Origin of the sequence: Legionella sp. 39-23, from assembly GCF_001897665.1 — a bacterium.
GTDB classification, from domain to species: Bacteria; Pseudomonadota; Gammaproteobacteria; order Legionellales; family Legionellaceae; genus Legionella; species Legionella steelei.
Genome location: NZ_MKTO01000036.1, coordinates 22241 through 37236, shown reverse-complemented (window position 1 = coordinate 37236; position 14996 = coordinate 22241). Strand labels below are relative to the sequence as shown.

Genomic DNA, 14996 nt, shown 5'->3' with positions numbered 1-14996 from the left:
ATTCTTGTATTGTAGTAGAGGATTTACTCTGGCTGAGAGCCCCCTATTTCAGAGAAAATAAATCGAGTCATTTATATCACTTTGGATGGGTCCGCTGGCAAGATGTTTATCAAAATCACCAAAATTTTTCAAAATTTTGGCAAAAACACGCCAGCAAAATTGCTTTTTAGGGAGACCCTGCGGGCAATACTCCTATGTGGCTTCCTATTATCCTTACAGTTTCAATCTTAAAATAAGGTGCAGCTTGGTTGAGGTGTAAAGAGCTGGTTTTCAAGCATAGAAGCGCATTGATTCAGCAAACGCAAAATCATTTGCTCTTTACTTTCAGTGGCGGTAAAACTAAAAAAACGTAAGTTATAGCCAGATGTATTAGCCAATGCATGCTTCAAGCCAGTTTGGAAATCGTGCAGCATACCTGTGACAATTCCATTAAAATAACCTGTTTTGATGTTTTTTTTACTTTTTTTATCGCTAAGAAAAACCAGCATATCACCTACATCGTCTTTGATCTGCTCAATGTCTTGTTCACTAATAGAGGTCCTTAGGGAATCACTCTCATCATTAGAAGTAATAAAATAAGAAACTGCCAATGCAGAACTCTCTAGTATGTCTGGTTCGCGTGGCAGTGTAAATTTAATCTGGTTATGGTTGGTATAGAAATACAGCACTTCATACAATTGTACTAATAAGATACCAATACTGGCCGTTTTTTCGACTGAATCTGATATTTTAGGTAATTCATTCTGCGCAAAAACAGTTATAAAATGTATTATTTTTAGAGGGTTTACTGAGCCCAAGTCTATCGTTCTTGTTCTTAGGTAGTCATTGAATGACTCGCGCGCTTCATTTTTGGTTGCTACTCTATCAGCATTCAGAAAGCGTTTGCATACTAGCATGGCCTGATGATTGCTAAAACGAAGCAAATAGTGCAGTATTTCATTCGGCAGACTATCAAAAGGATTTATAGCATTGGATGGTACCATTGCAGTTGTTTTCATTTGCCTCCGACTTGGAACAGTTACAATTTTTTCAAGCGCGAATAGTACCATGATGCTCCATAATTGTACATTAATTACGAGTGTACTAGCTCAGATAATCAATCAACTTCAACTTACAATGTCAGCCTGAATGCATTTCATTTTATGATGTTTTAACGTAGTCTATAACACTTGTGGTATAATTGCCCCCAAAGAGAGCATATTGGGCAACAAAATTAACATCCTGTTCCCCTTTGCAGATACCAATAAATAAAGGAAACAGCATGAGTTTTAAGTCCCTAGGTTTAATCGAGCCATTACTTCAATCCATTAACGAATTAGGTTATAAAGAACCCTCTCCTATTCAAGATCAAGCGATTCCACAGATATTATCAGGTAAAGACGTTCTTGCCTCAGCACAAACAGGAACAGGTAAAACTGCAAGTTTTGTATTACCTCTTTTGCAAAAGCTTAGCTCAAAGCCTCGAGCCAAAAGCAATAGGACATATGCGCTCATTCTAACGCCAACACGTGAATTAGCGAACCAAGTACATGAGAGTATTCTGCAATATGGACGTCATTTATCACTACGCTCCGCTGTAGTCTTCGGTGGAGTAAAAATTAATCCACAAATGATAAGACTACGTTCTGGTGTTGAAATATTAGTTGCCACACCAGGTCGTTTACTGGATTTGCATCAGCAACGAGCCATTCAGTTCGATCAAGTTGAAACCCTTGTTTTGGATGAAGCCGATAGAATGCTGGATATGGGATTCATTCATGACATGAAACGAATCATTAATTGGCTACCCAGAAACCGGCAAAATCTACTGTTTTCTGCGACGTTTAATGATGGCGTTCGCAGTCTTGTAAAAACCATTTTTGATCAACCTGTTGAAATCGATGTTACACCTCGAAATACAACTGTAGTAAAAATCCAACAAACAATACACCCAGTCGATAAAAGCCGAAAAGCAGCCTTACTTAGCCATCTGATTCATAAAAATAAATGGGGCCAGACTTTAGTATTTTCAAAAACGAAACATGGCGCAAATAAGCTGGTTAAGCAATTGGCTGAAGCACAAATTCATGCTGCCGCCATCCATGGCAATAAATCGCAATCTCAACGTACCAAGGTTTTAGAGGAGTTTAAATCAGGAGAATTGCACATATTAGTAGCTACGGACATTGCTGCTCGAGGAATCGATATTGATCAATTGCCTTGTGTGGTTAATTTTGATTTACCTCAAGTAGCGGAAGATTATGTCCACCGTATCGGTCGAACAGGTCGCGCAGGCGCAACCGGATTGGCCGTTTCTTTAGTATGTGCTGATGAGATACATCAATTGCAAGCCATAGAAAAACTAATTCAGCATCAATTAAACCGTATTGAAATAGAAGATTTTGAACCAAAACACAATGTACCCCAAACCAATATCGCTGCAAAATCTAAAAAACAGTCCCCTGCTAAAATGAAAACATCGTCTCCATCCAACAAATCCAATAGAAAACCATTTGCAAAAAAATCGGATAGAACGCGCTCTAAGTCGTCTTAGCAAACGTAGGCCTGGCCTACAGCGACCAGGCTACAACTTACCTAATGAAAGCATACAATAATTCTGTATCTACATATTGTTATGGAGGAAAGTAGAACTTTGACTTTCTTGTGTACTACACCACTCTAAATAGCTTCTTTTTATTTCCTGAAACTGCGTTAAAGCTTTTACAAAAATGGCTACATCCTCGGTAGTTGAGGCAGCTAAAAGCGCTTCTGTAGTAACATTAGGCATTACCATTTCATCACTTGAAATATAGTGAGGCTCCTCGAGAATTCGCTCCATTTCTTTTTCTGCTCGTAAATACTCATCTACAAGCTCTTTTACTGAGTGTCCAGGAATTGCGTTCGAATTAAGAATTAAAACGGGCAGAAAATTTTCACGCATTAATAAGTATTGCAATAACACCATAGAATAAGTTCGACCTACCCCATCTTGAAAAGGATGATGCAATACTGTGTGCTTTAAATAAGTAAATAGAGCAGCCAGTTTGTCTTCTTTTGTTATGGCATTATCTAATGACTGTCCTAATTGTCGAATATGCTCTGTGCATACATCATGTAAAAATTGACTGCTGTCGAACTGTTTGTTTTCTCTGGCATTATAATAAATGACAGCACCATTATTGAAGCAGCTCCATATTCTATTCGCTAAAACAAAAGTATCCTCATTAAGAAAACTTGAAATCCTTTCATAACTCCCATCTTTTTCTATTATAATATCAACACCAGCTGTTCCCATGCGTTCCTCTACAGATTTTAGGTAATTAATCGTTTCGATTAATCCCTCTAGCGAATCCCCTTTAAGATCCATTTGCCATGAGGCTCCGTTGGCACGAAATTCGCCTGGAGTTTGCGTCAACATTTTCCTCACACCTTGAGTGCACATTTTATGTAACTCTTTAATAAAATCCAATGTAAGGGGTTGCTCAGACAATAGATGCTCAACAATCAGACAAAACCCATTGGTTACATTGAGTAAATAACCTGGCTCATTATCTTCAAATCCTAGCCAGCCTTGGTGTTTGTTAAACAGCGAAGTAATGTGCTCATCTTTTCGATCGGAGACATGAAATAAATCGTCTAGTCCCTTTAAAACTTCCTGGTCGCTCAATCGTTCTGCAAGCATATATACATGGCCTATGGTAAGGTCTTTTACCATCTCTTGAATTTCAGAAACCGGGATCTCTTTTGCCTGTTCCTCAGGTACAGCGTTCATTTTCGCATACAATTTGCGATATAATTCTTGCCGATAATCATATCGCACGCGCTCTACAAAAAACCGCCAAAATTCTTTTTCTGGGAAATTATCAAAAAATCGTTTTAGATTATTTTCAGAGATTACGGAATCTCCTGTACGAAAAAATCTTAGCTTTTGATACATGATGCTTAATAATTTAGAAGGAAATTATTATTAGTATAGATTAAATAACGAACAACCTGTTTATTTTTGCGATGCCAGGAGATGGTATTTAGAAGTAGCCTCTGAAATCCAAATACTTTCTCGCCATCATTTAAGTACGATTAACTCCTATGAAAGTGAGACGCAGCAAAAAAATATGGGCTACCTAGGGAGACCGCGAAAAAAGATATTTCCGATGCTATTGCTTTAGAAGATAGTCTCTTTTGTAAAGTAAATGCCATTTTTTATTTAGCGGGTGTTTTATTGAGCCTGATTGCAAGCAACCAGGCTACTTGATAGAGCACTTATACCGTCATGAAACACCCACATGACAACTCAAGCCACCATCGATAGTAATGCTTGCTCCATTAATAAATGCGGCGTGATCGCTTATTAAATAATTTGCAAGTTCAGCTATTTCCTGAGGGGTGGCAATCCGTTTTGCTGGGGTTAAATGAATTACTTTTTCCATGTGGTTAGTAATCACAGCATCTTGTACGCCCATCCGAGTGTCCACATATCCGGGACAAATTGCATTACAGCTAATACCATATTCGCCCCATTCCGCTGCAATGGCTTTGGTATAACCAATAACCCCATGCTTGCTTGCAACATATGTAGAGGATAAGGATGCGCCTAATAAACCTTGTATCGACGCAATATTCACTATTTTGCCATATGATTGCTTTTTCATTTCAGGCAGTAAGTATCTGGCAAAATAAAAAATACTTCTCAGATTGGTATTAATTACCCTATCCCACTCGGCATCGCTCACTTGATCAAGGGTATGAAATGAGCCACCAAAACCCGCATTATTGACGACGATATTGGGGAGGTTTCCTGTTTCTTTTATCTGGTTTAAAATCTGTTCTACGCGTACACCATCACCTACATCACATTGATAAACTTGAATGATTTTATTATGTTTTTTTTGTAGTTTTTGCGCAAGCAACGAGATGGGCTCGAGAATAAGATCGAATAAAATTAAATGATCTACTGCTTCTATAATTTTTTCTGCAATAGCCGCCCCAATACCAGCACCCGCACCAGTAATTAATGCAATGCGCCGTTTATTAGATTGTTTCATTATAAAATTCCTTTTTCTGGCAATATTTCAATCTCATTAACAGCGATTTCTAAAGGTAACAACATCAGATGGGATAAGCATCGCGCAACAAGCGCAGGGTCCAACATATCGCTTATTGAAAACCCAGGTCGATCATTCCAAATTTCAGTATATGTTGCGCCTAAAGTAACGTGCGTGACACGTATATGATAAGGCTTTCCTTCTTCACTTAGATTTGTAGACAAGCCTTTTAGCCCCCATTTAGAAGCACCATAAGCCAGATTATTATTTAGTCCTACTTTATTGGCGATAGAGCCTATGTTAATGATGCGACCACCGCCATTTTCTTTCATAATACGGTAGGCTTCTCTCGCACATAAAAAGGCACCCGTTAAATTGGTTTTAATGATTAAATCCCATTCATCAGTTGATGTATTTTCAACAGAATTGAACGTACCAAGGCCTGCATTATTAACCAACACATCGAGTGGGTTCTTCAACGAATTCAGCCAAGAAAATAGACGCTGTACAGAGTGTTCCTGCGTTACATCCAATTGTTGTAGGTGAATATCCCCCGGAACCAGGGTCATATTTTCTTGGAATGTTGCGTGTCTTGAGGTAACGATAACTGTGGCATTCTCCTTGATAAGCTGTTCGGCCAATGCTTTACCAAGGCCCCCTCGTCCCCCAGTAATCAAAATTAATTTACTTTTTTTCACTTCCATTGACTTTCCTATTTAGTGCTTTTATCAATTATTTTTCCATCATCTTAGCGTCCGCTATAGTATTCAGTATCTATGAAACATGAAACAACAGACCCATTTTATAATTTCCTTGTGATCTGTTCATTAAACTCTTTCCTGCGTTCTGGATCAGTTTCTAATATACCCATAAAATGCGAGGTCACCATATAGGGATTTTGCTTATTAACACCACGAGCAACCATACATAAATGTTGGCACTCAATCATTACACCAACCCCTTTCGGATTTAAATGAGTCTGTATTGCTTCAGCAATTTGTACCGTCAATTGCTCCTGGATCTGTAACCGACGCGAAAAACACTCAACTATCCTAGCTAATTTCGATAAGCCGACTACTTTATTATCAGGAATATAACCAATATGCACCCGACCATAAAACGGCAACATATGATGTTCACACATTGAAAACATTTCAATATCACGAAGTAATACAAGTTGGTTGTATTGTTTTTTATTTGAAAAGCACGTACTCAATACTTTTGCAGGATCAATAGAATACCCTTCATATAACTCTTTCCAACTGTCTACGACCCTTCTTGGCGTATCAACTAGACCTTCTCTATCGGGGTTTTCTCCAATCAATTCTAACATCTGTTTAATAACGTCTCCTGCATCTTGATCATCTAGTCTTTCTTGCTCTTGATCCAAATCAATCGAATATTTTTGTGCTTGCATTGTCAAAGCTCCATAGTTGTTGCTACTTGTAAGTTTAGTTCATGAAATAAGGGAATAATTCATCCTTAAATAAAAACAGTAGAAAATATAATATTATTGGAGAACCTACTTATAGGATTTTTCTTTGCATTTTATCCCTTCTCACCAGCCTGCAATCGATGACTGTTCATTTTTTTGACACAACACAAATAAGATCAGTCTATACTTAAAAATAAAAAAACAAGGGCTAACAATGCGGTCTACAGAAATAATTATTAATGTTGGTTTTTCAATCTGTTTAATTGCTAATGCAGCTTTATACATTCCACAAATATTCATCTTGTTAAAGGTAAAAACTGCAAAAGGCGTGTCGTTTCTTACATTTTTGGGGTTTAATATTATTCAGTTGTTCACCTTATTGCATGCCTGGGTCATAAACGACTTTATTTTAGCGGTTGGTTGCATCCTCAGCTTAATCACCTGCGGTACTGTTTCTTGGCTTATTGCTTATTACAAGTTTTTTCAAAAAAATCCGTTAAATGAGGAGAACATCATATCTTCTGAATAAAAATAAGCAGGATCTAACTAATTTGCAAAATGGTTATCCGCCACTAATACTTATTTATAGTAAAACCAATCAGGTAGTGAGATAAATATGGCAAAGTTTGTTGAAGTAGAACATAAATTTTGCTTTGATAATAAGCAAAGCTTTCAAAAAGCAGAATCAGCCATCATGCGACTTTACCCTCTCCGTGATTATAAGGTTGATGTTGCTGAACGTTATTTTCTTGTAGATGGGTTAAATAATTTTATTATTCGACATAAAGTTGATGAAGACAAACAAAGTCTGACTCTTAAATCGTTTTCCCCTGGAAAAGACAGCGAAGCACGCATTGAGATTGAAATTTCTTTAGCACAAGAACAGGGTGATCAGTTACAAACAATAGAAAAATTTTTAACTGCATTTAATAGCTATAAAGAATATAAATTGATGAAACATCTGCAAGTCTTTCTTTTTCCTGAGGCCGAAGTGATTTTATATCAGGCAATTACTCAAGATAGGGAATTGTTTGCGTTGGAAATTGAAAGCATCAAGGAATCAAAATATCAAGCTTTAAAGCATATAAAACAATTTGAGTTACAATTAGGTCTAGATGTACGAAAACGTGAAAAACGCTGTTTGTTCGAGTTATTGTTTTCTATATAAATAAAAATAAATAAAAGCAGGGACATAGCTATGCAATCCGATACTAAAGTGGCACTTGTTACAGGTGGAGCTAAGCGCGTTGGACGAAGTATTGTTGAAAAACTAGCACAAAACGGGTACGACATTGTCATTAATCATCATGCGTCTGATGAGCAAGCCATAGAAGTAAAACAGGTAGTAGAACAGTTTGGTCAAAAATGTCTTGTAATCAAAGCAAATATTCGCTCACTTCAAGAAGTACGCGATATGTTTGCTGCCATTAATCACGATTGGGGCAGAATTGATTTATTGGTGAATAGTGCATCCCTTTATGTCCATCACTCCTTTCCATGCGATGATTTTCAACCCTTGCACGATTCGTTTGAAGTAGCTGTATATGGTAGCCTGTATTGCGCCAATGAGGCTGCAAAAATCATGTTACAACAGGAGAAAGGAACAATTATCAATATTATTGATTTATATGCATTTTATCCTCGTAAAAATATGATGTTTCATGGCACATCTAAAGCCGCATTAGCAAGCATGACTCAATATCTTGCAGTAGAATTAGGGCCAACTATCAGGGTTAATGCTATAGCTCCAGGGCCTGTTTTGCCGCCAGAACAATATTCAGCAGAACGACAAATAAAGTCAGCTGAACGTACCTTATTAAAACGCTGGGGAAAACCTGAAGATGTTGCTGGTGCCGTTTTATACTTGGCTGAGGCTGATTATATTACTGGTGATATTATGTTTGTAGATGGCGGTAGTCATATCAATGTGACCGATTATTAGAGCTCCGCATATTTTAAAATGTGAGTTATAATATGATTTTTGAGCACTTTATTACATTTTGAAATTTATGCGCAATTTTTTTCAAGAAGTATGTCAGTTATCTGGCAAAGAACCACTTAATGTGTATGCTTTATTAATAACAAAGCTATCTCGTTATAAAGCAGAAACCGCCCAAGATAAGCTGTTTATTCGCTCAATACTTCCTGATCTTAAAAATTTATTCCTTAACCATGAGCAATCTTTTGTAACTCTAGCATTCACTTTAAAACATCATTTAAAACAACGATCAAACATTTCAGAACCGCTTAAATTTTTTATTAGCCATGTGCTTGAAACAATCCAAGATTCTGCTTTTCAAAGTTACTTTAAAAAAACGAAAGTCAGTGCGAAAGATCTTGAGTGTCAAGTAGCACGTATTTTTGAATCCAACATTGCAACAATAATGTTACAAAATCCCAGCAAAGCAACATGGGATTGCATCAATACAGTAAGTAACAATATCATTCAATTTATAGAGTTAAACTATGATGAGGAACTCTTTAAGACTTTTCTCGAACATTTAGGTCCTGAGCTAAATGATCCGCATAAACCCAACCTTCCTTTGGCTTTTGGGCGTTATTCAACTACTCCCAATATAAAAGAAGTTATGGCAACACTTAAAGAACAACGGAATTTTGCCAGAATAATGTTAATTCATTTTATGTTGATGCGTGATGTTTATTGTCATTTTGAGCCAAGCCTAGAAATCCAAAATCACGTTAAGAATTTTGACTATAAAGGAAGTCTGAAACAGTTTACTTTAGAAAATAAAGAGACTGATATTGGTTCTTTTTTCTGGGGTTATTCTTCGTTCCCTTTATACTTCGACAGAGGCAGAGGCGAGTTTAAATCTTATAGCTCCCAAAGATTAGGTATTTGTGTTGACTCAAAAGATCGAGAAAACTTTCCATTATTTGAAACGACATGGAGTCCTGATTGTATTTGTCAGGAAGCAGATCTTGATTCAGAGTATACACAATCGCTGATTCGCTGTGGTATTCCTTATGTTGCCGGCCCTTCTGGGATGACATCATTGTTAAGTGCCAGTATGTTATTTATGGGACAATTTAAAAGCCTAGAAGAACATCACCATTATATTTTAGCGATTATGTCATTTATTGTAGGTGGAGGCCTACATAGTATTCATGAAGTACTCACAGTTTTTCATGAACGCTTAGGCTTACTCAATTTCTATAAAGCTTATGGCTCTCATGCAGGAAACTATAATGATTTCTTTAACTTATTTCGAAACGATGAAACGGTATCAAAAAATATTAATCATGCTTGGGATGCGACAATGCGTTGGATGTTTGAAAAATATCCTGAGCTGATGCCCGTTCAAAATTACCCCGCCCCCAAAGATGAATCATTAATAGAAAAATTAAAACACGTATTTTCTTGTTGTTCCTAATAAAAGGCATTGCTGATAACGACAGGCTTCCTCTTCTAGTTACACCTGTTTTTATCTAATTACATCTTATTTTGCTATTCCGTAACCCTATATAGCTCAGGCGCACCAACCATCACAAAACAATTTCGCTTTAAAAAAAATCAAATTGATTGAATTGAATTATACTTATAAAAAAGCATGGTAAATAAATAACATTAAAACCTATCATTTTTATAACATAACCAATTTAAAATTTATCGGAGAATACTGTGGCAAAATGGGATGAACTACTTAAAACTTTATCATTAAATCCTAAAATTTCTGATCAGCATGACGTAAGCAAATTAGAGCTATGGTATCTACAGAATGTTAGTAAACAGCCTCTTTATGATAGTTCTGTTACAACAGATAAAAAGCTAACAACTCTCAAACAAGAAATTTCACATTTTCTTGATACAGTCGACGACATTCCAGTCACTCAATGTTCTGAAAAACTCAATCGTTTAGGCGGTATGAATGCAATACAGTACGCAAGCAAGAAGGGATATGATATTTACTTGTATAAAACTTTAGAAAAAGATAAAAGTGCCGTTAATCTGACAACGAGTAGTCAATTAACCCCCTTACATCTTGCTGCACTTTACGGACATCATTTTACAGCAAAAGTTTTACTCGGACACGGCGCAAAATCTAACTTAATGACTCGATTGCAACAATCTCCAGCTCATTTAGCACTGAGCATACCGCCAACCATTTTAGCTAAAGACAGGTCTTCTTTCATAGAAAGAAAACAAGCTATATTTTATGATTTAATGGCTAATAATCCAAGAAACATCACTGTAACTGATGACAGTGATGATACATTAGCACATGTTGCGGCAGAAAATGGATTTGCTACGATTCTTGAAGACATTCTCCAGAATCAACCAAAACTGCTGAAGAAGAAAAACTCTGCTACTCATACGCCATTGCATTCAGCGATTTTAAATAACCAAATTGATAGTATTAATGTACTAATCAAAGAAGAGGCGTTATTAGCGATACCCGATAAAAATGGTCGTTTACCTATCCATTACGCTGCGATGTACAGTAGCGACTCTACCCTGGAAAGCTTTGCAAGAGCTCCATATCTTGATTCCCAAGATCTTAATTTAAAAACACCTTTAATGTTAGCAGCAGAACAAGGACACATGAATAAGGTGAAGCTACTCATTCAAAAAGGCGCTAATGCAAAACTACAGGACCAGCATGGAAAAGATGTACTTCATTATGCATTGATGTCGTTAGATATCGAGTTGGTTAAGTGGTTAATTTCTAATGTTGCAGGAATCGATGTAAATCAACAAGATAAATATGGACGAACAGCCCTAATGAATCTGTTACACGAGACAGCAGACGATGCGCCAAACCTTGATAGAGTTCAAGCATTAGTTAATGAGCTCCGCGAAGCTGGTGCCCAACCAGAGCTCACGGACAACATGGGTAAATCATTACAAGACTATCTTGATAATAAATTTGCTCGCGCTGTCATGAACTCAACCGCCTAATTACACTTTATAGGTGCCCTATGTTAGAGAAAGCCAAACTATTTATAAAAGAATATGATGATGACACTTATATAGATAATATTAATAGGGATATAGAAAAATTAAATCGTTTAATCGATATATATAATACAGTCCCTACTGCAGAGGCATTACTACAGGTGCACCAACAACTACTCAAGATGGATGCGAATATTGGACGCGACATCGCTACTTTAGCCATAGCAGGCTCCTTCCGTTATGTTCCATTTTATCAGGATTTATCCCAAAAAATTCAGAAAGAACTTAGTGATTTAGGGTGTCCCGGTTTTAGCACAAGACAAATGAATCAATGGGATATAGAACAGTGTAAAACGAATGAAAGCATTCCTTCTGCATTGTTATTTGAAAAAGAAACTAAGCCAGAATTTTTTGGGCGAATTTTCGGCGCCCAAACATCACCCGCCATTGCAAAAGCCACTCGTTTATTGAAAGAAATTAATTCGAGAATCATTGGTGAAGATAGCGAAAAAAATTATTATCAACTGACTACTTTAAAACAATCTCTTCGTGAGTTGATCGCCTCGGAAACGATTTCTATCGAAGATAGAGCAACATTAAATAATTTAATTGCGAAAATAAACAATCGGTTATTTACTATAGTAGAAAATAATCCTCAATTACGTTCTAAAGTTTATCCTTCTCAAGCTGCAAGTTTGGCACAAAACATAGACAACCTCAGCTATGAAAACCTACAAAAAATTACAGATATTCTTTCTACACCAGCAGAGTTTAACGCCGAAGTATTTCATGATGAATTTGACAGCGTAATCCCTGGACTAGAAAAATATAATATAAAATTTTTAGGTGGTGAAAATGCAAAAAACTATTTACTTACCGATATGGAAACCGGTCAGCGGCAAGTTTTAAAAATTACGCCCCATAAGGGAAACTCCAGAAAAGCGTATGAGCATATTAAATTAACCGACGTAAAAGATAGTATTACAGAGGTATATGCATCTCAGCAAGCGATACAGGGAAAACATGGTGGTTATATTTGTAGTCTCGAAGTGACTGAGTTTTGCCCTAAGGGCGATGTATTATCTCATGGTTTGAAAATGCATGCAAAAATTGCACTGATTGCGAAAGATCTTGCTGGTGGGATTGAAGCTACTGAACAGGACGAATTACAAAAATTATATGCTGAGTTTACGGATAACCATGAGGTTTCACTTGAAGAGAAACAAAGAATACTTGCTCAGTTAAGAGAAACTCAATTTTTAAATGCGGCCAACATTTATGGCCAAATGACCGATATTTTTTTAAGGTTTCAAGCAAATCATAAATTTTTTCCAGATGCAAAACCTACGAATTTTTTAGTTAATGAATTTGATCAAGTGTTTATTGCTGATACGAAATCCTTCTTAAATACTGAAAATGGACTCGTCGACCCTAATAAGATACAAAATGAAGACAACTACATACTCTATACGCCAGGATTCCAATCCCCACAATTTGAAGGTGTGGAGCCGTTTTCTGCAGAAAAAGAACATTCCTATCTTATGGGGCTAAGCTTATATTGTTATATTACTGGCACGGAGCTGAGTGAATTTCCCCGAGAATCAAAAGATCATCCTACGTTCATGAAATTTGATGCAGAAGTATTTCAATCACCCAAGGGAAAAAAATTTCAAGAACTGATTCAAGGCTTAACAGAACCTGATGCAGATCGCCGTCTCAATATACAGCAGGCAAAAGATGCATTACAGGCCATCATGGCACGTGATATCAAAGTTGAAGACGCCCCCTTTAAATCAAAAACAGAAGCCTACTTTTTTGCTTTGCACAACTTAATAGAGCTTGCAAAAACAACAGACAATGCACATATCAAGCAAGCAATTAAAGAAATGAAAATTCTAATTGAAAATCATGAGCAAAATCCTAAGAAAGCGGTGCATATTTTAACCTCTCTAGCAGCAAAACTTGAAAATGGAGAACAACAAGCGCTACTTTGCAACATAGCCTCAGCCATTGAGCATAGTACTTATGAGCAAACACCACGAGAAAAATACGAAAACCCATTAGCAAGACGTTTTGAATCTGAAATGCAAATCGCCTTACTCAAAAGCCCTACAGATAAGATGATGGTGTCCGTTGGCCATGTATCTCAAGCCATACTGAACGTTTTTAAGCAACTTGAAGAACAGGGTTTTAGTGATATTCTGGAAGAATTTGCCCAAAAACTAACCAGCGGACAAGAGCAGACGGGTTTCGGCTCTCAACCAGAAGAAATTACCATTGATCGAGTTAAAGAAATTTTACAAGGAAATGACCCTAAAAACTTAAATCAAATCATGTTCATCCACTTTCTATTTGCGCAAAAGTATATGCGAATGCTCCCTGAATCCATTTTACCGCCTAATAGAAATGAGCCTACAGGGAAAATGCTCGAATTAATTAAAGAATACAATGATGGAGAATATAGGAATAATCCTAAGGCCTTTTTTGATAATTTTGATATGATGAAATTGAAATTTATTTCTGACCACAAAATATATGGCTCCCAATTATTTACTGCCGATCCCTCAAGAGGGCGAGAAGGACCATTGCCACAGACATTTTCCAGCCAAATGGGCGTCATGTTGCTTGGGCAAAATCAAGAAGGTTTGGATGTAGATCGCTCCAGTTGGACGCCTGATTCGAAGTATCAAGGGGTAAATTTAGATGCTCCATTTGCTAGGGACTTGTTTGAAAATGATGCTGTCTATGCAGCAGGACCATCAGGTATGACCAGTTTGTTTATGGGCATTATGGAAAACTATGGAAATTTTACACGTGTTGATGCAAAACAAAATTACTTAGCCGCTGTGTCTGCCTATATGGTAAGTGGAGGGCTACATAGTTTGCATGAGGTGCTTGGACCAGCACAGTACGCACTTGATCTAATCCCAGGTTATCAGGTATCACCTCCAACCCCAGCCGCTATTGCTGCCCCACCTAACTTTCACCAATTTTACCAGCAACAAATGAAAGTAGACCCGCAATTCGAAGAAAGATATCAACAAGGATGGGAAAAAGTGATGGCGGCATATGCACAACAAAAAGATCAATTTGTCCACGCCCCGATCGCTAATATTTCCTTATTTGAGCAACGAGTATTAATGAGCAAAGGCTCAGAAGGTCCCTATGCAAATTTGTCGGAAAATGAAGTGCGCGCTATCTTGCAACAAAACCCTGAGCTCATGCCAGCTAATATCCAACTGGATTTAACAAGTGTGGATACAACGAAGCATAGAGAAACAAAAGAGCATTATATTAAACAAAGTTTAATGAAAATAAACGTTCATTATCTGAGAGGTGATGAACAAAAATTAGAAGAAGCAATTAGTCTCTTGTTTAAAACTGTATGTATGACAAGAACCAATCTTTTCAAATCTTATTCTACATCAACCACATCAGCTGAAAATTTAGTTAATCTAATATCTCAAGATGAAGGTTTAAGAAAAGTTTTTGGCATCCACGGCGCAAATCCAATAGACTGGGAAAAGGAAATAAAGACTAGGATGGAAGCTGTCTGTAATGATGAGAGTGTCATTGCCCCCGATTTTTCTCAAAGACTCGTCTAGAATGTATGCCATGATAAGCC

Annotated in this window: 12 protein-coding genes; 7 read left to right on the top strand and 5 right to left on the bottom strand. The window is 37.0% G+C overall.

Annotation, left to right across the window (positions count from 1 at the left end; genetic code table 11):
* Positions 1-227 precede the first annotated feature (227 nt).
* Positions 228-998, bottom strand: coding sequence for an F-box protein (locus BGO44_RS12640; protein ID WP_237760438.1), 771 nt, complete (start codon positions 996-998; stop codon positions 228-230).
* 263 nt (positions 999-1261) lie between these two features.
* Here BGO44_RS12640 and BGO44_RS12635 point away from each other — a divergent pair, with 263 nt between their 5' ends.
* Positions 1262-2533 carry a DEAD/DEAH box helicase gene (locus BGO44_RS12635; RefSeq protein ID WP_273200534.1) on the top strand — a complete coding sequence of 424 codons (1272 nt, stop codon included), beginning with the start codon at positions 1262-1264 and terminating at the stop codon, positions 2531-2533.
* A gap of 69 nt (positions 2534-2602) precedes the next feature.
* Here BGO44_RS12635 and BGO44_RS12630 read toward each other — a convergent pair whose 3' ends face one another.
* The 4 genes from BGO44_RS12630 to folE all read right to left on the bottom strand — a co-directional run bounded on the left by BGO44_RS12630 (position 2603) and on the right by folE (position 6438).
* Positions 2603-3916, bottom strand: coding sequence for a hypothetical protein (locus BGO44_RS12630; RefSeq protein ID WP_273200532.1), 1314 nt, complete (start codon positions 3914-3916; stop codon positions 2603-2605).
* A gap of 331 nt (positions 3917-4247) precedes the next feature.
* On the bottom strand, positions 4248-5021 hold the full coding sequence (locus BGO44_RS12625; RefSeq protein WP_058510126.1) for an SDR family NAD(P)-dependent oxidoreductase: 774 nt from the start codon (positions 5019-5021) through the stop codon (positions 4248-4250).
* Entirely contained in the window at positions 5021-5725 is a 705-nt protein-coding gene (locus BGO44_RS12620) for an SDR family oxidoreductase (RefSeq protein ID WP_058510125.1), read from the bottom strand. The genes BGO44_RS12625 and BGO44_RS12620 overlap by 1 nt, the downstream gene beginning before the upstream one ends.
* 98 nt (positions 5726-5823) lie before the next feature.
* A complete protein-coding gene (gene folE / locus BGO44_RS12615) occupies positions 5824-6438 on the bottom strand; it encodes a GTP cyclohydrolase I FolE (protein WP_273200529.1) in 615 nt (204 codons plus the stop codon).
* Positions 6439-6670: 232 nt separating this feature from the next.
* Between folE and BGO44_RS12610 the strand changes: the two genes are divergently transcribed.
* The 6 genes from BGO44_RS12610 to BGO44_RS12585 all read left to right on the top strand — a co-directional run bounded on the left by BGO44_RS12610 (position 6671) and on the right by BGO44_RS12585 (position 14976).
* A complete protein-coding gene (locus BGO44_RS12610; RefSeq protein ID WP_273200527.1) occupies positions 6671-6985 on the top strand; it encodes a hypothetical protein in 315 nt (104 codons plus the stop codon).
* A gap of 87 nt (positions 6986-7072) precedes the next feature.
* Positions 7073-7624, top strand: a complete 552-nt coding sequence (locus BGO44_RS12605) for a hypothetical protein (protein WP_273200526.1) — start codon at positions 7073-7075, stop codon at positions 7622-7624.
* 30 nt (positions 7625-7654) lie between these two features.
* Positions 7655-8398 carry an SDR family NAD(P)-dependent oxidoreductase gene (locus tag BGO44_RS12600; protein ID WP_273200524.1) on the top strand — a complete coding sequence of 248 codons (744 nt, stop codon included), beginning with the start codon at positions 7655-7657 and terminating at the stop codon, positions 8396-8398.
* Positions 8399-8465: 67 nt separating this feature from the next.
* Positions 8466-9848, top strand: coding sequence for a hypothetical protein (locus tag BGO44_RS12595; protein WP_273200522.1), 1383 nt, complete (start codon positions 8466-8468; stop codon positions 9846-9848).
* 248 nt (positions 9849-10096) lie between these two features.
* Positions 10097-11374, top strand: a complete 1278-nt coding sequence (locus BGO44_RS12590) for an ankyrin repeat domain-containing protein (RefSeq protein ID WP_058510123.1) — start codon at positions 10097-10099, stop codon at positions 11372-11374.
* A gap of 20 nt (positions 11375-11394) precedes the next feature.
* On the top strand, positions 11395-14976 hold the full coding sequence (locus BGO44_RS12585) for a hypothetical protein (protein ID WP_273200520.1): 3582 nt from the start codon (positions 11395-11397) through the stop codon (positions 14974-14976).
* Positions 14977-14996 lie beyond the last annotated feature (20 nt).

Coding starts and splice junctions, on each gene's coding strand:
- BGO44_RS12640 (WP_237760438.1), bottom strand. CDS start 998: ATGAAAACAACTGCAATGGTACCATCCAATGCTATAAATCCTTTTGAT.
- BGO44_RS12635 (WP_273200534.1), top strand. CDS start 1,262: ATGAGTTTTAAGTCCCTAGGTTTAATCGAGCCATTACTTCAATCCATT.
- BGO44_RS12630 (WP_273200532.1), bottom strand. CDS start 3,916: ATGTATCAAAAGCTAAGATTTTTTCGTACAGGAGATTCCGTAATCTCT.
- BGO44_RS12625 (WP_058510126.1), bottom strand. CDS start 5,021: ATGAAACAATCTAATAAACGGCGCATTGCATTAATTACTGGTGCGGGT.
- BGO44_RS12620 (WP_058510125.1), bottom strand. CDS start 5,725: ATGGAAGTGAAAAAAAGTAAATTAATTTTGATTACTGGGGGACGAGGG.
- folE (WP_273200529.1), bottom strand. CDS start 6,438: ATGCAAGCACAAAAATATTCGATTGATTTGGATCAAGAGCAAGAAAGA.
- BGO44_RS12610 (WP_273200527.1), top strand. CDS start 6,671: ATGCGGTCTACAGAAATAATTATTAATGTTGGTTTTTCAATCTGTTTA.
- BGO44_RS12605 (WP_273200526.1), top strand. CDS start 7,073: ATGGCAAAGTTTGTTGAAGTAGAACATAAATTTTGCTTTGATAATAAG.
- BGO44_RS12600 (WP_273200524.1), top strand. CDS start 7,655: ATGCAATCCGATACTAAAGTGGCACTTGTTACAGGTGGAGCTAAGCGC.
- BGO44_RS12595 (WP_273200522.1), top strand. CDS start 8,466: ATGCGCAATTTTTTTCAAGAAGTATGTCAGTTATCTGGCAAAGAACCA.
- BGO44_RS12585 (WP_273200520.1), top strand. CDS start 11,395: ATGTTAGAGAAAGCCAAACTATTTATAAAAGAATATGATGATGACACT.